This is a genomic window from Corallococcus sicarius (assembly GCF_003611735.1).
Lineage (GTDB): Bacteria > Myxococcota > Myxococcia > Myxococcales > Myxococcaceae > Corallococcus > Corallococcus sicarius.
Window position 1 is genome coordinate 1 of the sequence record NZ_RAWG01000141.1, and the last position, 23,239, is coordinate 23,239.

Consider the following 23,239-nt stretch of genomic DNA (forward strand, 5'->3'; position numbering starts at 1 on the left):
AGGCTCCGGTCTCGTGGGCTCGGAGATGTGGATAAGAGGCCGTCTCCAGATTGGAGGTGGAAGGAGACAGCACCATGGCACGCGCAATCCTCAAGAAGGCCGGCGAAGCGGACGAGCGGCGGCTCTTCGTTTCGCACGGTGAAGCAGACGTCCTGAACCTTGGAGAGCTCATCATCGGGCGGGGCGTCTTCGAGCCGGGCTGGCAGTGGTCACAGCATGTGAAGCCCCTGTCCGGCACCGAGTCCTGCGAGGTCGTCCACACCCTCTGCGTCCTCTCCGGCCGGCTGCACATCCAGATGCGGGATGGTCAGGAGCTGGACATGGAGCCGGGCGACGTCGCCTTCATTCCTCCGGGCCACGACGCCTGGGTCGTGGGCGATGAGGTCTGCCGCGTCGTGGACTTCACCGGAGCGGAGGACTACGCCCGCGTCCGCATGGGCAGGGACGAGGCACCGCAGCCTTCCCTGCAGTAGGCCCGGGCCCTCGCCGCGACGACCGCACGCCCCCGCATGCACATGGCCTCCGCGTGTCGGACGTTTGGACAGACCCGGTCCACGGGTCCATCCAACGGAGGGAGTGCCATGAGTGACACAGACAGGATCCGCGAGGTCCTTCTCCAGATTTCCGAGCTGGTCCGCTCGGTGACGCAAGAGGGAGGGACGGCGGAGGAGCAACACTTCGAGGAGGAGCCGGAAGGGGTGGAGCAGCAGGTCGCCGCCACCAGCGGGTGCACGCTGAAGGTCCTGCCCAAACGCCTGGTGGTGAAGGCCGCGGAGGTGGCGCGGAAGATCAACCCGGTGAACGCGCCGCAGCCAGGGCCGCTCGCCGCGATGGGCGTGACGCTTCCGCTGGACCCCCTGCGGATCGCGCTCCTGACGTCGAAGTACTGGGGGCCCGCCACGCGCAAGTTGACCGTCAGCTTCCTGGAGTCCACCCCGGCCAACCTGCGCGCGCGCATCGTCAGCCACCTGAATGCCTGGGCCACGAACGCGGGCGTCTCGTTCGTGGAGACGGGTGGGACGGGTGACATCCGGATCTCCCGCGGCCCGGGCGGCTACTGGTCGTACCTGGGCACGGACGTCAAGCTCATCCCCACGCACCTGCCGACGATGAACCTGCAGTCGTTCACGATGAACACGCCCGAATCCGAGTACGCCCGCGTCGTCCGGCACGAGGCGGGGCACACGCTCGGCTTCCCGCACGAGCACATGCGGCGCGAACTGGTGGCGCGGATCGATCCCGTCAAGGCGTACGCGTACTTCCTCGCCACGCAGGGCTGGGACAAGGCCACGGTGGATCAGCAGGTGCTCACGCCGCTGGATGATCGGTCCATCTTCGCCACGCCGCCGGATCAGACCTCCATCATGTGCTACCAGCTCCCGGCCTCCATCACCCGCGACGGGCAGCCCATCATGGGAGGCTTCAACATCAACCCGACGGACGCCGCGTTCGCGGGCCTCATCTACCCGAAGTTCGGCTTCGGAGAGGTGAAGGCCGGCCGCAAGGAGCGGGTGGAGCAGGAGGAGGAGTTCGTCCCCACGATGGCCCAGGCGTACGCGCAGGACTGGGGCGCGGCCCAGGACCCGCAGCACATCATGTAGAGGACGGTGGGGTAGAGGACGGTGGGGCAGGGCGCTAGGCTGTCTGCCCATGCCCTACCAACGCCCTCCGGTGAAGGCCCCGCGTCTGTCAGGCGTGGCCCTCAAGGCCTTCGTCAACACCCTGGAGCGGGGCGGCATCGGGCCCTCGCTGGTGGAGAAGCTGCTGAGGGACAGCGGCATCGACCGGTGGCGGGAGCTGTCCGCTGGAGATGCGCCGCCCCTCCAGCACCCCCTGCCGCCCGGTGCGCCGCCGGCCGAACCCCAGACACCGGAGGCCCAGGCCGCGCGCGCCATCGCCGCGTCGCCGGTGGTGCCGAAGCGGGAGACGGTGGCGGCCTTCGCGCGCGCCTACCGCGACGGGGGAACGGATCCGGTGGCCGTGGTGCACCGGCTCCACGACGCCATTGACCGCCTGGACAGCGGCGAAGGCCGCCTGGGGCTCTTCATCGCGCGCAAGCCCGACGAGGTGCTGCGGGCCGCGGAGGCGGCGGCGGAGCGGCTGCGCGCGGGCAGGCCCTTGAGCGTGCTGGACGGCGTACCCGTCGTGCTGAAGGACGAGCTGGACCTGGCGGGCTTCCCCACGACGCTGGGCACGACGTTCCGCACCGAAGTGGCCCAGGCGGACTCCACCGTGGCCGCGCGCCTGAAGGCCGCGGGCGCGGTCATCCTGGGCAAGGCCAACATGCAGGAGATTGGCATCAACCCCGTCGGGCTGAACCCGCACCACGGCGCCGCGCGCAACCCGTGGAACCGGGGCCACCTCACCGGCGGCAGCTCCAGCGGCTCCGGAGCCGTCGTGGCGGCGGGCCTGTGCCCGGTGAGCATTGGCGCGGACGGGGGCGGCTCCATCCGGATCCCCGCCGCGCTCTGCGGAGTCGTGGGCCTCAAGGCGACCTGGGGCCGCATCCCGGAGACGGGCGTGCCGCCGCTGTGCTGGAACGTGGCGCACGTCGGCCCCATGGGCCTCACCGTGGACGACGTCGCGGCGGTGTATGCGATGGTCGCCGGCTCCGACGGGCGGGACGTCGCGGCGCTCCAGCAGCCGCCGCACCACCTGTCTGGCTATGAAGACGGGGCGTTGAAGGGCGTCCGCCTGGGCCTCTGTACGCCCCACTTCGAGGACGCGGACGCGGACGTGGTGGCCCGGTGCCGGGAGGCGGTGCGGGCCCTCACCGACGCGGGGGCCACGGTGGTGGAGATTCCACCGCCCGACCTCAACAGCATCCTCTGGACGCACAGCTGCATCATCCTGAGTGAGATGACGGAGGCGATGCTGCCGCAGCTGAAGTCGCGCGCGTCGGTGTTCGGCCTCGACTCGCGCACCAACCTGGCGCTCGGGCGGCACTTCCGGGCGACGGACTTCGTCCATGCGCTGCGGCACCGCTTCCGGCTGACCCGGGAGCTGCTGGCCCTGATGGCGGACGTGGATGTCATCGTCACGCCGACGACGGCCAGCACCGCCCCGTTGATTCCCGAAGCGGCGCTCCCCGCCGGAGAGTCGAACCTGCCCATGGCGGACGCGCTGATGCGCTTCATCCGCCTGGCGAACCTCACGGGCTGCCCCGCCCTCTCCGTGCCCGCGGGCTTCGACGGCGCGGGCCTGCCGGTGGGCGTGCACCTCATGGGGCGGCCGTATGAAGAACATCTGTTGCTGCGCCTGGGACGGGTGGTGGAGCGGGCGACCGAGCGTCGCACGCCGGCCATCCACGTGAACGTCCTGCCTTGACGGCGCGTGTACGCCCCGGTGCTTGCGGTAGGGAACATCTCCCACCGCGCACCGGCCTCCGGCGCCCGGGCGAGGCTGGCCTTTGTTAGCGTCGGCCGCGTCCCGCCAGGCAGGCGCGGACAGGAGGCGACACCGGGATGGATTCAACCGACACGCGCATGGAGCAACTGGAGGGCCGCTTCCGACGGTTGCAGGGCCTCACCTTCGTCGCGCTCGTCCTGGCGGGGCTGGGCCTGGGCGCGGCGGCCGTGCGGGACGCGCCGACCTCCTCCGGGGAGCTGGCCGTCTCCAAGCTGGTGCTCCGGGACGCGCAGGGACGCACGCGGGCCTCCCTGGGCACGGACGTGGGCGGCGGCGCGGCGCTGGTGTTGCACGACAAGGAGGGCCGGCCGCGGGCGCTGCTGGGCCTGGGCAAGGACGACTCGCCCCGGCTGCGCTTCTCCACCGCGGAAGGTGAAGCGCTGGCGGAGCTGATGGTGTTCTCGGACGAGGCCCCCCGCCTGACGCTGTCCAAGGCGGGCGGCGCGGAGCTGTTCTCCGTGGGACTCCATGCGGACGGCTCGTCGCGGCTGGAGCTGGCGGATACGAATGGGCTGCCGCGCGCCATCCTCGGCGCGGATGAGAACGGCTCGCCCGGGCTCATCCTGGTGGACCGGCGCGGACAGACGCGCGCGGCCCTGCGCGTGGGCCACACGGACGGGGCCAGCCTCGTGCTGGAGGGACGCGACGGCGAGGTGTTCCGCGCGCCCCTCGTGCAGTAGCGGGCTCCCCGTTCAGGAGGGGAGCCTCAGTCCCAGCCGCGCAGCTGCATGCGCACGCGCCGGGTCAGCTGCTCCCACTCCTCCCGCTTGAGGGTGGCCAACACCCGGCCGCCCACGATGGTGAGCCCGGTGAGCGTCATCACCAGGAACCCGATGCGGTGGTCCCTCAGCCCCGCGTCGAGCAGGTTGGCCACCACGTCCAGCGTGAGGAACAGCGTCCCCAGCGCCAGGTAGGCGCGGATCTGCAACGCCATCCCCACCGCCACGCCCAGCAGGCAGACCGCCCCGAAGACGAGCGCATACGTCCCGTCCTCGGACTCGCCCATCCGCATCGCCAGCTTCGCCGCCGCGGGCACGTACAGCAGCAGCCCGCCGAGGATGCGCACCGCGTTGCGTGCGGCGTGCGGCAGGCTGGACGTGAAGAGCTGCCCCAGCATCAGGAGCAGCAGGCCCAGCGGCGCCAGGTACACCTCCAGCCCCTCCAGGCCGAAGGCGAGCGCGGCGATGAGCAGCGCCAGGTTGCAGGCGCCCGCCGCGAACGCGCCGAACATCCGGCTGCGCTCCACCGCGCCCAGGGCTGAGTACAGGAGGCCCGAGCCGCCCGCGATCAGCGCGGCCTCGCCCGTCGCGTCGCCGGGCAGCATCAGCGCGATGCCAATGGGCAGCAGCGCCGCGAACCGCCGCGTGGCCTGCTCCACCGGCCGCACGCCCGCCCTGCGCGCCAGCACTGTCACGCCCACCAGCACGAAGCCCAGGGACAGCGCGAAGAGGGCGTCGTGCTCCGGGCGCAGGCCCTGCGCGTACAGGCCGCGCACCATCGCGTAGACGCCCACCACCGACACCTGCACGAAGTACACGTGCCGGCCGGTGTGCTCGCGCCACGCGCAGTGCAGGGACACGCCGACGGCCAGCCCGATGGCCGCGAGGGCCAGCGGCAGCGCCTCCTCCGTCGCCTGGAACCCCAAGGCGAGGACGGCGAGCAGCACGCCCGTCCCCACGAGCCACAGGTCGCGCCCCCAGCCCATGCCGTCCGCCACGTCGCTCCGCTGGCGTGACGTCACCCGGTGGGCCACGTGCAGCGCCAGGGCGCTCGCGGCGGCGGCCAGGGCCAGCGCCGCGCCCTGTGACATGAAGAGGTCCGAGTAGTCCGGCCACTGCGCGAACTGGAGCGCGCGCATGACGAAGGACACCATCAGCGCGGAGACGACGGCGCCGCCCATCACCACCGCCCCGAGTCCCGCGACGAACCCGGCGAAGGCCCCGCGCCACTGGAACGCCGCCACCAGCAGCGTCGCGGCGATGAGCGCGAGCGTCAGCGGGAGCGCGGGGGAGGCCATCCACTTCCCGCCCAGGCCCATGAGCATCTCCCAGAGGAGCACGGGGACGGCCGCCGTCGGAGAGTTGGGGCTCGTCACCGCCAGCGAGTAGGCCAGGGCCGCCAGGATGTAGGGCACCACGGCCAGGTGGGCGCGCACGCGCGTGGAGCCCGCGTCGAGCCCCCGCCGCCGCGCGACCCACGGGCTGAGCACCACCACCGCCAGCGCCGCCAGCGCGAGCACCGGGCCCGGCCACGTCGCGAAGAAGTCCACGCGGTGTGCCTGCGCATGCACGAGCAGCAGGAAGCTGATGCCCAGGACGGTCCGCCCCGGTCCGCGAGCCCCTCCGGCGAACAGCACGGCCCCGGTGGCGAAGGCGAGCCCCGCGGCAAGGAGCCCGGGCTGGGCGAACGCCGCCGACGCCACGAGCATCACGGCCACGAAGGACCAGCGGCGCAGCGCCCAGAGGAAGCGCCAGGAGCGGGCCTCGTCGGGCAGCGAGAAGAGGTTTCGGATGAAGGCACGCCCTGCGTCCAGGCGGGCCACCGCGAGCGCCACTCCGGCGTAGGCGAGCCCCGCGGCGGCGACGCCCGCGAAGGCCCGCTGCCACAGGAAGAAGCGGGTGTCCCCGGGAGCAAGCCACGCGTTGGGATGGAGCCAGTGGAGGGACGCGCCGAGGGCTTCCACCGCCGTGGCGCGCACCCATTGCCCGCCCGGAGGCAGCATCGAAGCGAGGGGCGCTCCGAGCAGGGACTGGTGCGCGGCCCAGAGCGCTGCACCGGGCAGACCCAGCAGGAGGCCCAGGTGCGCCAGGGGCCCCGCGCGGTACGAGGCCGCGAGCAGCAGCCAGAGCACCGCGGAGCCCAGCACCAGGAGCGGCGGCACCACGCCGAGCGCCCGGGAGAAGTCCGGCAGCCCGACCTGCACCGCGGAGTTCACGAGGACCGCGGCCAGCGCGGCCACGCCCAGGTGCGGCACGTGGTGGTAGAGCGGCCCGTGCCGCGGGTTCTCCAGCCGCTGCCCGAGCCACGGGCCGAAGCGCCGCGTCGCCAGGGCCAGGGCCCAGAGCGCGATGCCGATGAGCGGAAGGCGCCAGGCCACCACGTCGGGCGGAAGCGGTCGGCCCGCGCGGTTGATGACCGCGGTGAGCGCGATGAGCCCTCCGCCCGCGGCCAGCGTCACCACCGAGCCGCGCAGTTGATACGCCACGAAGCCGCGCGACAGGAACGCGAGGAGCGCCAGCGCCGTGAGCAGCGCTCCCGCGAGCAGGAAGGAGGGCCGCTCGGCGCTGACGGGCGTGGGGATGAACCCGGCGAGCGTGACGGTCGCGAAGACGGCCTGCACGAACGCGGCGGCGGCGAAGCCATCCGTGAGGAGGGCCCGTCCGCGCGCGGCGAAGGGCAGGGGGAGGCCGCCCAGCAGCGTCCGGCCCTTGGGCCTCGGCGCTGGGTCCGCGACGGGATCGCGACCGCGCAGCGCCGCGAGGAGCGCGAAGCCGAGCCCCAGCGACGCGGCCACGAGGGCGGCTCGCGCCGAGGTGAAGTCAGCGACGGTGCCCATGCCCCGCGTCACCGTGAGCGCGAGCCCCATGGCCGCGAGGAAGCCCACGAGCCGGCTCCGCTCCCTGCGCAGGCGGAGCAGCAACACCGCCGTGGCCAGCGCGGTGGGCACGCAGACGAGCAGTGTTCCCCAGGCCCCCGCGACCGACGCGAGCGCGTCCGGCACGGTGGGCGTCACGCCCAGGCCCAGCACCACCCCGAGCGCCGCGAGGCCCAGGGAGACATCCTCCAGGGGCTCGAGCAGGTCGCCGCGGCCCGTGCGCTGCGCCCATGCTTGCTGCACGAGCCCGGCGATTCCATAGAGGCCCGCGGCGAGCGCGAAGACGGTGAGGCTCGCCGTGTCCGACGCGAGCTCCGGCGTCCCCGCGACGACCGCGAGCGCACCGAAGAGCGCGGCGACGGCTCCCACGTAGTGGAGGCCCCGCCAGTTCCAGCCGCCCGCGACGTGGGCCGCGACCGCGATGAGCAGCCCCGTCATCGCCCTGGGCCAGAACCCGCCCGAGCCCCAGTTCCACGACACCCAGGTGACGGCGGGCATCGTCGCGAGGGCGACCACGACGCTCCACGCCAGCATCCGGTTGCGCAGGCCCTGGGCCGGGTTCGTCCGGGCCATGAGCATCAAGCCGGCGGACACCGCCGCGACGCCGAAGCACCACCACGCAGGCTCCGTGGGCGCCAGGATGCGCGCGAACAGCGCCCCGGAGAGCAGCGCGGCCATGACGCCCGTGTGCACCAGCGCCCGGCGTCGGGGCTCCAGCGCGAAGAAGACCCACGCGGCCAGCACGGGCGCGCACGCGGACGCCACGTCCACGTGGCCATCTTCTCCCGGTGAGGCGGAGAACGCGCCGAGCGCACCCGCGAGCGCGGCACTGGCCACCACCGCGTGCGCCAGCGTCTCGAACACCGGGCCCGCGCGCGGGTAGGCCTCGCGAACGGCGTCCGTGGACGCGGCCCACGCCACCACCGCGCCGAGCGCCAACGCCCAGAGCGTGAGGCCCGCGAAGAGGGGACTGCCCGGCTCCAGCGCATCGAAGCCGGAGGGGCCGCTCGCCACGGCGAAGACCGCCAACCAGAGCGCCCCGTAGAGCGCGGCGCCCGCGCTGACGAACAGCGCCTTGCCCGGCGCCGCCCTTCGCGCACGCCACACCGTGGCACCGAGCGCCACCACGCCCGAGGCCGCGCACAGCGCGCGCAGCCACGGCGCTTCGTCCCACCCCATCAACGGGAGCCCCGCCAGGAGCGAGGGGAACAGCGCCACCGCGATCGACGCGGTGGACGTCCCGTGCAACAGCCGCCCCGCGGTCCTCAACGGAAGCAGGGCGAGCGCCGCGGCCCCGAGCGCGACGGGGACACCGACGATGGGCGTCAGCGCCACCAGCGCCGACAGCGCGATGAACACCACCGGCAGCAGGGCAAGCCCGATGCCCGCGAGGACGCGCCCGGCCGACAGCGAGCGCCGCGCCAGGAACGCCCCCAGCCCGATGAAGGCCGCGTGGTAGCCCAGGAGCGCGCCCGACACGAGCAGCTGCCGGGGCACGCCGCCAAGCGCCCGCCACGCCTCGCGGACCCCCATGAGCGAGCCGCCCAGCACGAGCACCGCGCCGAGGAACCACCAGATGTATTCGTGGAGGCGGGGCGCGCCCTCGCCCTCATCGAGCGCGACCATCGCCTCCAGTCCGCCCCCCAGCGCCCCCGTGTTCCCCGCGGAGAACAGCGCCGGTCCCGACCCCAGCGCCGAGCGCAGGTCATCCTCGTGCGAGTCGCCGGCGTCGTGCGATGCGACCTTCCGCGCCGCTGCCCGCTGTGCCGCCTGCTCCCGCTCCGCCTTCGCGGCCTCATCCATCGAGCGCGCGAGCGCGGCCCCCCAACCCGGACGCCACCCTCCCGCGCGACGAAGCGACGCGGCGACGCCCTCCGCCCAGGCCTCCACGCGGACCGCCGGGTCCACGGCCGGCACCGCCACGCTCCCGACCACCGGGAACGCGAACGACTCGGGTTCGGACGCGTCGTCTGCCGGCGGGCTGTGGAGGGACGCCTCGAGCCGGTCCGCCGTGGCGCGGTCCAGCAACCCGTCGAAGCGCCAGCGCTCGATGCGACGTCGCACCAGCGACTGCGCGAAGTCCTCAAGGTGCCGTCCCGTGGCGGGCACGAGCGTGGCCCCGCACTCCGGGCACGGGGCCCCCGAGTCGGTGGCGCGAAGTTCCGCACAGTCTGGGCAGATCATTGGACGGACAGCATACAGGGGACCCCCACACGGAGGGTGGGACCCTTGGTGACACTGTCTCTTCCGGGAGCCCTGCCCGGGGCGTCAGCGCTTGGGGACCGTGGTGCAGCAGCCTGACTTCGCGCAGCGGACGAAGCCCTGCGTCCTACAGGTGTCATCGCGGGTGCACGCCGGCCCCTGGCCCGGCTGCCCACACGTGGCGGGCGGTGTGGGCCCGTCGTCCTTCACGGCCTGGACCTTCACGGTGGGGCAGCGGGGCTGCGAGCCGCTTCCCATGCAGCTGTTGCTGCTGCTGTCCGTCACGTTCCGGGGGCAGGGGATGCGCGTCGTCGGCTTCCCCTGGGCGCCCACGCCGAAGCAGGCGCCCACCTCCGCGAGGTTGCACCGGTCGTCACAGCGGAAGACGACGCTGCCGCTCTCTCCGAATGCCGAGCGCAGCGCGTCCAGCGCCACGCTCTTGCCGACGTTGTCCGTCAGGAGCGCGGGCGTCCCCTGGTCGCCCGGGAGCGACAGCAGGGCTTCGATGGTGCTGGAGAAGTAGCTCCTGGAATCCATTCCCGTGCAGCTGCCGTGCTTGGTCCACTCGTGGTTCGCGAGGAAGAAGTTGTCCGTGACGAACCCGGGGCCATAGGTGCCCATGGTGTCTGGAATCGTGGCGGGGTCGGGGAAGCACTTCGCGGGGGCCGCGCCGCTCCGGCATTCACAGAGCCCGCCGCAGTACGCCGGGTAGGTGCACTGCTGTTGCTCCGCCTCGGCGTCGTTGAACTGCGGCCACAGCCCGTGGAGGGTCAGGTGCGTCGCGCCGAAGGACCCGGGGAGCTTCTCGCACTGCTCCTTGTCGGGATGACCCGGGCAGAAGTTCGGCGCCCACGTCAGCGCGAGCAGGTACGCGCCAAAGCGCGGCGTGGCACACACCCAGCCGTCCGTCGCGGACGGGTTGGGAGAGAAGCAGTTGCAGGCGGTGGCCTGGGGACGCCCGAACTCCATCTCCAGGGCTTCCGGCGTCGCCTGGGCGAGCGGCCGGGCCGTGTTGGTTGGCGTCATCGGTGTTTCCGCGGCCGGGGTCTCCGGACGCGTGCGACACCCCTGCGCGATGACCAGACACAAACACAGGGCAAGGCGCGGCGGGAGGCGCATGGCTTCACTTCCTCGGAAAGCGGGTCGGCAGCGGCACCAAGGTAGGGCGCCGCCGCCGGACGCCACACCCCGCGCCCCGGTCCGTCCATGTGTCTGGGATTGCGGCCCGCGCCTGCCCCGCCGTGCCGGGTTCCCGTCCGGCTAGTTGCAGTAGTACGTGGGGGCCAGCTCCAGGACGCGCTGCTCGGCGGCAGGGGAGAGCGCGCGCAGGCGGGACAGGAAGAGGGGCGCCTTCATCCCCATCCCGATGAAGCCCCAGACATACGAGCGCTCCTGGGACTCGGCGAGCTCCTTGCTTTCGGCGTCCGTGAACGTGCGGCCCACGGCCTTTTCGAACGTCTCCAGGTCCAGCTGGAGCTGCGCGTTGAGGACGCCCCGCAGCGCCTGGAGGAGCTCGGCGTACTCCGTCATCGCCGCGTCCATGGAATCAGGGGCCTGGGCGAGGATCTTCTGGGCCTCCAGGAAGTCGAGCCGCGTGTGCTGTGACTCCTCCAGCCAGTGGTGCTTGAGCAGTTTGCAGAACAGCGGGTCGAGCACCTCGTCCTGGTTGCCGCGGATGGTCTCCAGGTAGTGCTGCTGCGTCATCAGCTCCATGTGCAGGTTGAAGATGAGCACGCCCAGGTTCGACTTCGTCATGATGGCCCTGGCCACCGCGACCCGGGTGTCGAGCAGGGCCGGGGAGACCTTGAAGCCGCGCGCGAACGCGCTGGTGAAGCGCGCGAAGAGCTGCTGGTGCTTGAGCTCCTCCTCGGTGAAGCGCAGGAGGGCGCGCATGTGCGTCGGGTTCCCGTGCAGCTCCAGGCCGGCGCGCTGCGCCGCCAGGGCCACCGCGTACTCCTCCAGGAAGAGGAACAGGTGCGCATAGCTGTTGGAGCGGATCTGATTGAGCATCAGCTTCTCGTCCGTGCTCAAGAAGCGGAAGGCCTCCGAGCCCGTCAGCGCATCCGAGAGGAACCGGCGGCTGAAGTCGAGGACGGTGTCCTGGGGCAGCAGCTCATCCAGCCGCCAGGACACCTTCTCGGAACTCGCGATACAGGATTGGTACTCAGCGGTCTGATTGAGCATTCAATGATCAGACGGCTGTTCCTCACACTCCGTCAAGGTGTGCGGAATTGAATCACCTGTCACCCACGCAGCCGGTCGGCCAGGTCCTGCGCCAGTCCGCACATGGTCAGCGTGGGGTTCCACGAACCGGAGGTCGGGAAGAGCGCCCCACCCGTCACGTAGACGTTGTGCACGCCGTGCGGGCGGTAGTCGAGCCCGACCACCGAGGTCGCCGCGTCCGTCCCTACCCACAAGGGGGAGGCCTCGTGGACGATGATGTTCAGGCGGATCTGCTTCCGGTCCGGCCGCTCCGACTGCCAGAAGCCGCCGCTGCCGCTCGCGTCGTCGACCCAGTATTCAAGCTCCGCGCACGGCCCGCCCGAGCGGCCGGCCAGCACCCCGAGGGTCTGATACGTCGCCTCGTCGAGCACGTCCCACAGCTCGTGGTCCTGCGGCCCCGGCTGCAATTGCAGCGAGATGTTGGTGGCCGGGTCCGTGCCGCCGTTGAGGCGGATCCAGTTGTGGGCGTTCTTCTCGCTCACCTCGCCCAGCGTCGCGCAGACGAACACGACGTAATCCTCGGAGCCCTGGAGCTGCGCCATGGAGGCGACGGCCGCGGCGTCCGGCGCCTCGTGGGCGATGGTGCTCTCGTCCGCCGTCGGGTTCGCGGAGGCGAAGGCGCTGGCCTGCACGTGGTACTGCAAGCCATTGCCGGCCTTGCCGTCCAGGTAGACCGCGCCAATCTCCAGCGCGGACAGGTCCACGAAGGCCGACCGCTTCACGCGCGCCGTGATGTGAGACATGAAGTGCCCGGTGTAGCGCTTGCCAATGTTGGGCAGCGCGTCCTTGAACGAATTCATCAGCAGCGTCGCGGGCGGGATGGTGCCCATGGCCAGGATGACCTTCGCCGAGCTGACCGCCAGCGGGCCGCGGCTCGTCTCCAGCGCGGTGACCGTGCCACGGTCGTCATGCAGCAGGCGGTCGACGACGCAATGGTCGACGATGGTGAGCGCCTGTCCCTTACCCTGGGCCGCCAGCGCCTTCTGGGCCTGCTGCAGGTCCAGCAGCGCGCCCACGGTGGAGTACTTGTAGAACTTCACGCCCTTCCAGGCGGGATTGCCCACGGCGATGGGCGCGGGGAAGGCATTCTCCGCCGAAGGCACGGCGCGCTTGAAGCCCTCCCGGAGGTTCACGTCGAGCTGGTGTTGCAGGCTGCCGTAGACTCCGTCGTTGATGCGGTCCGTCGTCGTGACGTGCAGGAAGGACCGGGCGCGGTCCCAGAAGCCGGGCTGGAGCGTGACGTCGATCAGCTCCTGCGGCCAGTCGCGCATCAGGTCCGGGCCGGGCGCCGGGCACCAGGCGCTCCAGTAGGTCGAACGGCCGCCCAGCACCGGGATGTAGCCGGCCTGGAAGAACTCCAGCTCCGTCGTCGCCATCCGCGTCGTGCGGGTCCACGGGTAGGTGGTGGGAGGGGAGCCCGTCGCCGCCTGGAAGGCCATGGGCAGCATCTGGTAGTGCACCGGCAGCCAGAAGCCGCCGCGCTCCAGCACCAGGATGCGGGCGTTGGGGTTGTGCTTCAGCGTCTGCTCGATGAAGGCCACGCCGGTGGGCCCGGTGCCAATCACGATGAAGTCATACGCCGACGCCTGGATGTCGCTCCAGTCGCTCGGCGCGGCGAAGAAGGCCTGACCGGCGATCTGATCCGCGCTGGCGGCTTGCGGGCCGGGCACGGGATAGCCAAGCGAGATGCCCTTCGGGACACTGCTGGAGCCAGCGAAGAACTTCTTGTAATTGGAGGACATAGGCGAAGTGGGGCGGTGGGGACTTCGTGGGTCCAGCGGCGGCCTTCCCTGGGTTGCAGAAGGCATGCCGCATTCCAAACGCCTGTCACGTCGCTCGAATCAGGCCCGGGCCCGCTCAGGCACCCGGGAACCGCGTTGCTTCAGGAAGCGTCAGCGTCTTTCTGGAACGCGGGCCTCGCCGTCCGCCTCCTCGTCATCGTCGGAGAGGGGCTCGGGCTCCAGCCGGGCCTGGCGCTCACTGGCTTCCCATGACGCACCTGCGTCACCGGCATGCACACGGGCGGCGGCCTCGTCGTCCTGCGCGCCCGTCCAGGTGGTGTGCCCTCCGGCGAAGCCTTCCAGGGGCCGGGCCCCACGGCGGGCCTCCACCTCCAGGTCCTTCTGCTCCTCGGCGCGCAGCCGCTCCCGCTCCTGTTCCCGCTCGTGCTGGTGCTGTCTCTCGATGGGGTTGTCCGCCATGGTGTCGTCACCTCCTGCCGCAAGGTGCGGTCTTCCCTCGCGGGATGGCAGCCAGGGGGCGGGAACTGGCGGATGGCCGGCTGCCCTGCGGACGGTCGGAAGCCCGGGTGTCGCCACGCTCAGCGGAATGTGGCGACACCCGCCTACTTCTTCGGGCCCTTGCCCCGGGGCCGACAGGGATTGGAGGCGAGGGTCTGCTCCAGCGCCTCGCGGTGTTCGGTGACGCCGTGGCTGAAGTCGATGACCTCTTCGGTCGACACGAGCGTGAAGGGCGGCTCACGGAGCTGCTGCCCGGGCGGATGGGGCTGGGCCGCGAACGTGACGTGATACGCGAGCAGCGTTCCGTCCTTGAGGCGGTAGAGGTCGACGAGATTGTGCAGCCTCTCGATGGAGGCGACGGAGAGCCCCTTCTCGAAGGGGCGCGGCTCGCGGCTGGGGCCATACGGCTTGCCGGCGTCGTCCCCCGGGTTCAGCAGGGCATCCACCACCGCCACTTCACCGCCCCAGGTGCCCTTCGGGTCCACCGGGGGAAGGGGCAGGCGCGTCTTCCACTGGCCGTTGATGCGCGCGATGCCCCAGTCCTCCCGCTCCCCATTCTTCCGGTGGGTCCCGGCCTCACCTGAGGCCTCAAGCCACGCATTGCGCTGATCAATGAGCCGGCTCAGGTCCGGCCCGATTTCATAGAGGTCATCGACCGCCAGCGGCGCGCTTCCGCCCATCCACCAGGTCGCGAACCGGGGAAGCGCCTTCGTGCCACCCTTGCCCGGCGGGGCGCGCTCCACGGAGTAGAGGCGGTCATCCACGAACGTGAGCTTCATCTCTCCGGGAGCGGTGTCGCCGGGGAGGCGCAGCGGCGCCTTGCACTTCGCCCCGGGGCCACGCTCGGAGGACCCCATCACCACCACCGCGCGCGGCCCGGACCCAGCGCGCACGGTGTCGAAGAGCCACCACTCCTGCTGCTCGCCCTGTCGCCGCACGGCGACGCCGGGCCCCAGGTTCACCAACGCGCCGCTGTCATCCGTCCAGAGCGTCGCCAGCGAGCCATCCTCGTACCGGATGCCCACGGCCACTCCCTGCCGGGGAGGGGGCCCACCCACCTTGAGGTGGGCCGCTGCCGCCTGCTTCGCGTCGAGCAGGCGGCAGTCGGTCACCTGGATGAGATGGCCCAACTGCTGCGCCTTCACGTTGCGAGGCACGCCGCTGAACGCCAGCCGCGTGCCGAGGCCCGGGTTCAGCGCCTTCGCCTCAGCGTCGTCGCGGGAGAGCTTGCACGCGAGATAGGGCTGGCTCCTCCACTTCTCCCGGGCCTTCATCGTCAGGGTCAGGTGCCAGATGGGATGGCCCTCCCGGTCCTCGATCTTGGAGTGCAGCTCTCCGTAGACGGTGACCGGGCCCTTGCTGAAGTGGCTGTCGAAGGTCTCCGGGGTCTCGCTGTAGAGGCGCGCGAGCATCTCCGGTGAGTAGACCTCCTGCGCCACGGCGACCGTGGTCCACAGGAGAACGGTCAGCAAGCCAATGCCTCTCACGCGAGCACCCCCTTCGAGCCGAAGGCTGGAAGCCGCTGCGCTATTCGACGGAAGCGACCTTGTCGTTCTTGTCGAACTTTACCTTCACCTTGGTCATCTTGCCCTTCCAGTACGTCCAGGTGCTGGAGGCGAAGGACGGCGTCTCATGCGGAGGCGGGGGACCCCACGCCATGCGCACGGCCTCGCGCGACATGCCGGGCTCCACCTCCGAGGCCTCGACCTTCTTGCGATCCTCCGGCGAGAGGGCCGCGAGCTTCGCGGTCTGGTCCTCGGCGGCGAACGCGGTCTGGAACAGCTTCCAGGTGTCCCAGCCCGAACGGGAGTCGTTCTCGAAGGTGAACTCCGTCCCGGAGTCCACGACCTTGAACTTCACCTTGGAGGAGCCCTTGTCCAGCACCTCCACCTGCGTGTTGAACGGGAGGATGGGGCCCTTGAGGTAGTTCACCCAGGACACGGTGCCGTCCTCGAAGTGGAGGTTCGCGGTCGCGAAGTAGAGGACCTTCGGCGCCGGGGCAGGGGCGGGCGCGGCCACGGGGGGCTCATCGCCGAACGACACGACCTTGCCCTCGCCATCGAACACCACCTCGAAGGTTGAGAACTTGGAACTCCAGTAGGTCCAGCGGTTGCTCTGGAGGGACGGGGTGCGGTGGGGCGGCGGCGGCCCGATGGCCAGCAGCACCGCGTCACGCGACATGCCCTTGGCCAGCTCCCCGGACTTCACCTGCTTCTGATCTTCCGGCGAGAGCGCGGCGATGCGCGCCGCGGGATCCGTGGGGGCGAAGAACCCGGCGAACAGCACCGACAGCGGCTTGCCCAGGCTCCGGTGGGTGACGACGCGGAACTCCAGCTGGGAGGGGTCGAGCACGCGGCAGGTGATCTCGTCGTCGTCGCGATCCAGCACTTCGATCTTCGTGCCGACGGGCAGCAGCGTGCCCTTGGCGCGGTAGTTCACCGCGGAGAACTGGCGCTTGTTGATCAGGATGTTGGCCTGGGCGAACAGCGTCTCTGCCTGGGCGCTCAGCGCCGTCAGCAGGCCCAACGCAAGCAGGCCGCGAAGAACGTTCTTTCGATACATGTGAAACCCCCTCATTTTGCGGAATCGCGCGGCGCTTGTAGTTGTCTCGCGCGGAGGGTCGCAAGAACTTTGCAGGTGCCTGCGGTATGAACGGCGCATCATGCGCCGCGCTCCGTCCATGGGTCCACCACCCCCGCCGCCCCGCTTCCGGCGGCGCCTGCTGGCGGTGATGCTGCTCACGGGGCTCATTCCGTTGCTGCTGCTCGGCGCGCTGGCGCAGGGCGTGCTGGAGCGCGTGCTCTCCGTGTCCATCGCCCCGGTGGAGGCCGTGCTCGACGGCGTGTCCGCGGACCTGGAGCGGCGCGGCCTGCCGCAGGACGCGCTGGATGATGCGCGCTTGAACCTGGCGCAGGCGGAGCTGGCGCGGCGGGCCCTGGTGCGCCGCGTGCCCGCCTTCATCGCCGTGCTGGGGCTGGTCTCCGGCGTCGTGCTGGCCGTGGCCGCGGTGCTGCTGGGCCGCGTGCTCACGCGTCCCGTGGGGACCCTCATCGAAGGCATGCGGGCCTACTCGCGCGGCGACCTGTCCGTCCGCCTCACCGTCCCCGAGCCGCCGCGCGACGAGCTCCAGTACCTGCTGGGGCAGTTCAACCGCATGGGCCAGGAGCTGCTCGGCCAGCGCGAGCGCCTCAAGGCGGCCGAGCAGATCGCGGCGTGGCAGGACGTGGCCCGCGCGCTCGCCCACGAGCTGAAGAACCCCCTCACCGCAATGAAGCTCTCGCTCGCGCGTCTGACCCGCCAGGATGAAAGCGCCCCGCCGGACCCGACGCGCCTGGCTGAAGCGGTGGCCCTCCTCCAGGAGGAGGTGGACCTGCTCATGCGCATGACGCAGAGCTTCTCCACCTTCGCGCGCCTGCCCGCCCCGCGCTTCCAGGACGTGGGGCTGCGCGCCCTGCTGGCGGAGGTGTGCACCCTGTACGCGGGCACGTCGCCGGTGCCCGTGGAGCTGGAGCCCGGGCCGGAGGTCCAGCTGCGCGCGGATCCGGACGGGCTGCGCCGCCTCTTCGGCAACCTGGTGAAGAACGCCGCCGAGGCCTCCGGGCCGGACACGCCGCCCGTGCGCGTGGCCCTGAACGAACAAGCCGACGGCGCCGTGCACGTCACCGTGAACGACGGTGGGCGCGGCGTCACGGGCGTGCTGGAGGGCGCGGTCCTCACGCGGGGGCTGTTCAGCACCAAGCCCGGCGGCAGCGGATTGGGGCTGCCCATCGCCCAGAAGATCGTCCATGAGCACGGCGGTACGCTGCGGCTGGAGCCGGGTGCGAGCGGCGGGACGCGCGCGTTCGTCGCATTGCCGCGGGTGCCTCCCACCTCCCAGGTGACGTCATGAAGCCAGGTCCCCGCATCCTCATCGTCGACGATGATCCCGGCGTCATCCGGGCCCTGCGTGGGCTCCTGGGCGACGAGGGCTTCACCACCGTGGAGGCCCGCTCCGCGGCGGAGGCCTCGCGCCTGCTGGAAGCGCCGGACGCGCCGCCCGCGCTGATGCTGTTGGATCTGCGCATGCCGGGGGAGACGGGGCTGGAGCTGCTCGCGCGCCTGCCGAAGCCCCTGCCCGTGCCCGTGGTGGTCCTGTCCGGCGAGGCGTCTCCCGCGGAGGCGGTGCAGGCGCTGAAGCTGGGGGCCACGGACTTCGTGGAGAAGCCCCCGTCCGCCGAGCGGCTCATCACGGCGCTGCGCAACGCGCTGGCGCTGGGCTCGCTGCGGGAGGAGCGGGAGCGGCTGCTGGACGAGCTGGCCCGTCCGGGGCACCTGGTGGGGGACAGCCCGGCCATGGAGGCGCTGCGCCAGCTCATCGCGCGCGTGGGCCCGAGCGACACGGCGGTGCTCATCACCGGCGAGACGGGCACCGGCAAGGAGCGCGTGGCGCAGGCGCTGCACAAGGCCTCCGGGCGCAAGGGCCGGCTGGTGGCGGTCAACTGCGCGGCCATCCCCGCGACGCTGCTGGAGAGCGAGCTGTTCGGCCACGAGCGGGGCGCCTTCTCCGGCGCGGTGGCGCGGCGCACGGGCCGGGTGGAGCAGGCCCAGGGCGGCACGCTGCTGCTGGATGAATTGGGCGACATGCCGCTGGAACTCCAGGCGAAGCTGCTGCGAGTCCTGGAGACCCGTCAGGTGGAGCGCCTGGGCGGCACGCTGCCGGTGACGGTGGACGTGCGCATCCTCGCGGCCACGCACCAGGACCTCACCCGCGCGGTGAAGGAGGGGCGCTTCCGGCAGGATCTCTTCTTCCGCCTCAACGTGCTGCCGCTGCACCTGCCGCCGCTGCGTGAGCGCCCCGAGGACCTGCTGCCCCTGGCGCGCGTCTTCGCCGCGGAGTTCGCCGGCCCCCGGGTGACGCTCACGCTGGCCCCCGGCGCCGAGGCCGCGCTGCGCGCGTACCCCTGGCCCGGCAACGTCCGCGAGCTGCGCAACGTCATCGAGCGGCTGAACCTGCTCCGGGGCGATGGGCCCCTGGAGCTCCGCCCGGACGCGGTGACGGCGCCCGCGGGCACCCCGGCCGCCGCGCCTCGCGCCACGCTGGGCGACAAGAGCTACCGCGAGCACGTGGAGGACTTCGAGCGGGACCTCATCCGCGCCGCGCTCCGGGAAGGGGAGAGCATCGCCGGGGCCGCGCGCCTCCTCCAGGTGGACCGGGGCAACCTCTACCGGCGCATCAAGGCCCTGGGCCTCCCCGTCGTTCCATGAGACGCACCGGCCATGAGACGCACCGGGGACACGGGCGATGTCACGGCCACATCCCGCCGTGACATCCGGATGTGTCCGTGACATCGACTCGCACGGCGGCCCCCTGTCCTTCCAGGCACTTGGCGGGGCCCCTCACCTGGAACGGCGCATGCTCCTGGCCCCCCGCATGAATCGCATCCTGCTCTGTCTCTGCTTCGTCTCGCTCGTCGCCTCCGCGCAACCCGCGGAGGATGGCGGCACGCTCCCACCCGATGCCGGCGCGCTCTCGGCGCCCTCCGCACCGCCCACGCCGTCCGTAGCCGCGGCCCGCGAGGACGACGAGGGCCCTGACGATGATGACGACGATGACGCGGACCGGGAGGATGGGGACGCCGCGTCGCGCGAGGAGTGCCCCGACGCCTTCGACGACGACGACGCCACCACGCCGTCGGTGCTCGCGCCGCTGCAACTGGACGTGGACGGCAAGGGGCAGGTGCCGACGGGCCTCGAACTCGTGGGGCTCCAGCGCCTGACGGACGCGCAGGTGCGCACGCTCGTGGGCGCCCCCGCCGCCGGGGCCCCGCTCTCGCAGTCCCCCGCCGAGTTGCAGGCCCTGCTGCGCCGGCTGGCGCGCACGGGGCTCTTCGCCCGGGTGGAGCCGCGCCTGCACGTCAGCGAGCAGGGGCCCACGCTGCTGGCGGTGACGCTGGTGGAGCACCCCACCGTCACCTCGGTCCAGGTCCAGGGGCTCCAGGACCTCCGTCCCCGCGAGTGGCTGGAGTCCCTGTTCCCGGGGCCGCCCGGCTCCTACGACAAGGGTCTCTGGAACGATGAGGACATCGGACGGGAAGTGGAGGAGTTCTTCGAGTCGATGAACACGAAGGAGCGGCGCGCGACGGCGCCCGCTGTCCACCCGTGCCCTCCGCTCCACCCGCCCCGTGAGTGGCTGGCGCGCATGGAGGGCGGACAGCTCCGTCCCGGCATCGTGCTCGGCGGGCTGGACGCCGCGCTGGAGCGCACCCTGAAGGACGTGCGGGACGACGACGGCTACCTGCTGGCGACGGTGTCCGCGACGCTGTCCCAGGACGGCGCGTTGGTGGTGACGGTGGACGAGGGCCGGCTGGAGTCCGTGGACGTGCCGGGCGTGGAGCCGGAGATGGCGGAGCGCGTGCGCGAGGCGCTGGGGCTGTCGCCGGGCGAGGTCTTCCTGCGCAGCGATGCCCGCCGTGGCTTGGAGCGTCTGCGGTCGCAGCTGCCCTTCCTCCGGACGGTGGACGGTGAGGGGCTGGGCGAGGAGCGCCGGCGTGTGCGCGTCGTCGAGGAGCGCGAGGCCAGTGGCGCGCGGAGCTACCGCACCGAGGAGCAGGAGCGACGCGCGTCCCGCCGGGAGGACAAGGAGTCCCGGTCCGAGTGGCGGGAGATGTTCTCGTGGGATGACGAGGACCGCGAGGGGGGCCTCACCCTGGAGGGACGGCGCCTGGTGGTGCACATGCGTCCGCGCCTGCCGAGCCTGTCCATGGAGCTGTTGCCCGTGCACACGCAGGTGACGGGCTTCGCGCCGGGCCTGTCGGCGGAGCTGCACTTCTGGGATCCGAAGGACCGGCTGCACGCGACGCTGGAGGGGGCCTTCTTCGTTCCGCTGCGGCTGGGAGGCCAGCGGCTGCCGGACGACCCGGAGGGGACGCGACGTCAGCGCCGGGTCAGCCTGCTGGGCGGCGCGAAGCTGCAGGTGCCCGTGCTGGGGCTCGCGGAGGTGGGCGCGCAGGTGCATGACTTCACCGACACGTTCGATCGCTGGCGGCTGAGCGACATTGATTCCTACATCTACTCGTTCCTCCTCAACCGGCCGGACCGGGACTACTTCCGCCGCAAGGGCTTCACGGCGTTCGCCACCTGGCGCTGGTCGCGCTCGTGGCTCGCGGGCGCGGAGTTCCGCGGCGACACCTACGAATCCCTCCAGCCCTTCACGCCGCCGCTCAGCCTCTTCCGCCGCGACTCGCCGCCCTTCCCCAACGCGCCGGTGACCGAGGGGCGCCTGCGCTCCGTCCTGCTGCGCGCGGAGTACGACAGCAAGGCGAAGCCGGGGTCGCCCGTGGGCTCGCTCTTCCGCACGCCGGAGACGTCCCTCTTCCCGCGCCAGGGGGACCGGACGCTGGAGGCCGCGCTGCGCGCGCTCGTCACCCTGGAGGTGGGCCAGCAGGTGGGCGTGGACACGAACTTCTGGAAGCTGGTGGGCGACGCGGTGGTGGTCCTGCCCGTCAACTGGCACTCAAGGTTGAGCGTGCGCCTGCGCGTCGCGGGAGGCGAGGACCTGCCCCTGCAGAAGCAGGAGGCGCTGGGCGGCTGGAGCGCGCTGCGCGGGTTCGGCTTCAAGGACTTCCGCGGGGGCGACGCGTCGGTGCTCGGCAGCGCGGAGTACCGCTGGCAGGCCTTCGGCCTCTTCGCGGACCTGGGCTCGGTGCACACCGGCTCCGAATGGATGGATCCGCGGCTGGGCGTGGGCGCCAACTTCCACTTCACCGACGGGGTGCGCGTGGATGTGGCCTGGCGCACGGATGAGAAGGCCCGGGCCACGCCCGAGGCGCGCCTGCTCTTCGTCCGGACCTTCTGAGGCATGGCACGGTACGGCACAGGCGGACGGTGGCGGCTCGCGGCGACGCTCACGGCGTCGGTGGGGCTGCTGCCGTCCGCGGTCCGGGCGGACGAGGCCCGCGCCACCTGCACCGCGACGCTCTCCGGGCGGCGCGTGGTGGTGCGGCCGGAGGCGCGCGCCTTCGTGTCGCCCGAACTGGATCGGTTGGTGCGCCTGGGCATGGCGGGGAAGCTGGAGGTGCAGCTCACCCTCTGGCGCCGCCGCCCCCTCTGGTTCGACGCGCGCCTGGACGGCGCGCAGCTCACCCAGGTGCTCGCCTTCACGCGCGCGGGCTACCTGCTGGACGGAAGGCCCCTGGCGGAAGGCGTGGCCACGCTGGAGCTGGAGCGCGTGGCCTGGACGCTGGAGGACCGCCCGGAGCCGGGCGACCGCTTCGTCGTGCAGGTGGAGGTGCGGTTGCAGGTGGTGACGGCCGCGAGCCTCGGACGTGTCGCGGCCTGGCTCACCCAGGGCACCCCCGCGGGGACGGAGCCGGACGGGCGCTCCGGGCTCACCGCAACCCTGCTGCGCTCCGTGGCGGAGGACCTGGCGCAGGGGGCCACCGCGCGCTGTGAGGTGCTCCGCCCGCCTTGAGCCCGCGGGAAGGGGCCGGCACCGTGTCGCCCCGGCACGGTAGAGTCGGGGCCATGCAGACTCCTTCCTTCGCCACGTACCCCGAGCTCGAGACCGAACGGTTTCGCCTGCGGCAGCCCCGGCTGGAAGACGCCCCGGAGCTCGCCGCCATCTACGACCACCCGGAGGTGGCGCGCTACCTCCCCTACGGCGCGGCGGGGGGCGTGCAGCGGATGCAGGAGAAGCTGGCGCGGGACCTGGAGTCCGCGCTGCGCGGAGAGGGCTTCCGCTGGGCGCTGTGCGCACGGGGCGAGGACGTCGCCCTGGGCAGCGTGGGGCTGTTCAACTGGAGCTCGCGCGACCGGCACGCGGAGGTGGGCTACGTGCTGGGGATGCCCCTGTGGGGCCAGGGCGTGATGAAGGAGCTGATGCCCACGCTCCTGCACTTCGGCTTCGCGCGGATGGGGCTCCACCGCATCGAGGCCCGCCTGGATCCTCGCAACGGCGCGTCGATGCGCGTGCTCACCCGCGCGGGCTTCCAGCACGAAGCCCTCCTGCGGGAGAACTGCGCCGGGCCCGAGGGCTTCATGGACACCGCCGTGCTCTCGCTGCTGGAAGGGGAGTGGCGCCGCGCCACCGGCGCCGAGCAGCCCTGAGGCAGCTTCTGAATCAGGCCAGCCGGTTCTTGGGGGACGGCGCGTCCCCGGGCACCTGCTGATCCGACACGAGCACCCACACCGAGTCCGTCTTGTCGCTGTAGAACAGGGTGATGGCCACGTGCCGCGCGCCGTGGGCGAAGCGGAAGATGAACCCGAAGGTCTGGTAGAGGCTCTTCGCCCGGACGCCCTCCTGGAACCGGCCGTAGAACTCCCGGACGCGGGTGCAGGGCGCGACCTCGTTGAAGAAGCTCTTGCCAATCTGCTCCTTCGCCTTGATGCGCGCGAGGGAGGCCTCGGTCCGGTTGAACTTGAGGATCTTCCCCTGGGCGTCCAGCTGGATCATCCCCAGCGGGAGCCCGTCGAGCTCCAGCTCCGACAGGCCGTCCACCCGCTGAATCAGGGCATCGAGCTCTTCCCGGGAGTGGGTTTGAAGTGGCGACGGCTCGCCGGTGGGCACGGAGTGGGGGGCGGGGGCGTTGGGGAT

Annotated in this window: 17 protein-coding genes; 9 read left to right on the forward strand and 8 right to left on the reverse strand. The window is 71.9% G+C overall.

The genetic code is table 11. The features are described 5' to 3' along the window. Positions 1-74 precede the first annotated feature (74 nt). From D7X12_RS21645 to D7X12_RS21660, 4 genes are all read left to right on the forward strand, one after another. Positions 75-473 carry a cupin domain-containing protein gene (locus D7X12_RS21645; protein WP_120627191.1) on the forward strand — a complete coding sequence of 133 codons (399 nt, stop codon included), beginning with the start codon at positions 75-77 and terminating at the stop codon, positions 471-473. A gap of 108 nt (positions 474-581) precedes the next feature. Then, positions 582-1,601, forward strand: a complete 1,020-nt coding sequence (locus D7X12_RS21650; protein ID WP_208719199.1) for a M12 family metallopeptidase — start codon at positions 582-584, stop codon at positions 1,599-1,601. 49 nt (positions 1,602-1,650) lie between these two features. Then, positions 1,651-3,327, forward strand: a complete 1,677-nt coding sequence (locus D7X12_RS21655; RefSeq protein ID WP_120627178.1) for an amidase — start codon at positions 1,651-1,653, stop codon at positions 3,325-3,327. 137 nt (positions 3,328-3,464) lie between these two features. Then, the gene (locus D7X12_RS21660) at positions 3,465-4,088 is read left to right on the forward strand and encodes a hypothetical protein (RefSeq protein WP_120627179.1); all 624 of its coding nucleotides are present in this window, start codon (positions 3,465-3,467) and stop codon (positions 4,086-4,088) included. Positions 4,089-4,114: 26 nt separating this feature from the next. Here the strand turns inward: D7X12_RS21660 and D7X12_RS21665 are convergent, their stop codons facing one another. The 7 genes from D7X12_RS21665 to D7X12_RS21695 form a co-directional block, all read right to left on the reverse strand. Further along, positions 4,115-9,112, reverse strand: a complete 4,998-nt coding sequence (locus tag D7X12_RS21665; RefSeq protein WP_244224703.1) for a hypothetical protein — start codon at positions 9,110-9,112, stop codon at positions 4,115-4,117. A 159-nt stretch (positions 9,113-9,271) separates the two neighbouring features. Continuing rightward, entirely contained in the window at positions 9,272-10,231 is a 960-nt protein-coding gene (locus tag D7X12_RS21670) for a ribonuclease T2 family protein (protein WP_158620093.1), read from the reverse strand. A 234-nt stretch (positions 10,232-10,465) separates the two neighbouring features. Further along, positions 10,466-11,389, reverse strand: a complete 924-nt coding sequence (locus D7X12_RS21675; RefSeq protein WP_120627182.1) for a hypothetical protein — start codon at positions 11,387-11,389, stop codon at positions 10,466-10,468. Between the two features lie 59 nt (positions 11,390-11,448). Then, positions 11,449-13,170 (reverse strand): GMC oxidoreductase, encoded by a 1,722-nt coding sequence (locus tag D7X12_RS21680; protein ID WP_120627183.1) that lies wholly within the window; start codon positions 13,168-13,170, stop codon positions 11,449-11,451. A 150-nt stretch (positions 13,171-13,320) separates the two neighbouring features. Further along, positions 13,321-13,629: a hypothetical protein gene (locus D7X12_RS21685; protein ID WP_120627184.1), complete on the reverse strand. Its 309-nt coding sequence runs from the start codon at positions 13,627-13,629 to the stop codon at positions 13,321-13,323. A gap of 143 nt (positions 13,630-13,772) precedes the next feature. Next, the gene (locus tag D7X12_RS21690; protein ID WP_120627185.1) at positions 13,773-15,140 is read right to left on the reverse strand and encodes a hypothetical protein; all 1,368 of its coding nucleotides are present in this window, start codon (positions 15,138-15,140) and stop codon (positions 13,773-13,775) included. A 55-nt stretch (positions 15,141-15,195) separates the two neighbouring features. Beyond that, positions 15,196-16,230: an outer membrane protein assembly factor BamE gene (locus D7X12_RS21695; RefSeq protein ID WP_120627186.1), complete on the reverse strand. Its 1,035-nt coding sequence runs from the start codon at positions 16,228-16,230 to the stop codon at positions 15,196-15,198. 100 nt (positions 16,231-16,330) lie between these two features. On the opposite strand from D7X12_RS21695, the gene D7X12_RS21700 reads away from it, so the two are divergent. The 5 genes from D7X12_RS21700 (at position 16,331) to D7X12_RS21720 (ending at position 22,752) form a co-directional block, all read left to right on the forward strand. Further along, positions 16,331-17,557, forward strand: coding sequence for a sensor histidine kinase (locus tag D7X12_RS21700; RefSeq protein ID WP_244224704.1), 1,227 nt, complete (start codon positions 16,331-16,333; stop codon positions 17,555-17,557). Then, positions 17,554-18,912 carry a sigma-54-dependent transcriptional regulator gene (locus D7X12_RS21705; RefSeq protein WP_120627187.1) on the forward strand — a complete coding sequence of 453 codons (1,359 nt, stop codon included), beginning with the start codon at positions 17,554-17,556 and terminating at the stop codon, positions 18,910-18,912. The genes D7X12_RS21700 and D7X12_RS21705 overlap by 4 nt, the downstream gene beginning before the upstream one ends. A 148-nt stretch (positions 18,913-19,060) precedes the next feature. Next, a complete protein-coding gene (locus tag D7X12_RS21710) occupies positions 19,061-21,502 on the forward strand; it encodes a BamA/TamA family outer membrane protein (protein WP_244224705.1) in 2,442 nt (813 codons plus the stop codon). Positions 21,503-21,505: 3 nt separating this feature from the next. After that, the gene (locus D7X12_RS21715) at positions 21,506-22,117 is read left to right on the forward strand and encodes a hypothetical protein (RefSeq protein ID WP_120627188.1); all 612 of its coding nucleotides are present in this window, start codon (positions 21,506-21,508) and stop codon (positions 22,115-22,117) included. Positions 22,118-22,170: 53 nt separating this feature from the next. After that, entirely contained in the window at positions 22,171-22,752 is a 582-nt protein-coding gene (locus D7X12_RS21720; RefSeq protein WP_120627189.1) for a GNAT family N-acetyltransferase, read from the forward strand. A gap of 13 nt (positions 22,753-22,765) precedes the next feature. On the opposite strand, the gene D7X12_RS21725 is transcribed toward D7X12_RS21720, so the two are convergent. Beyond that, the coding region (locus tag D7X12_RS21725; RefSeq protein ID WP_341868236.1) for a PAS domain-containing protein at positions 22,766-23,239 on the reverse strand (474 nt) is incomplete at its 5' end.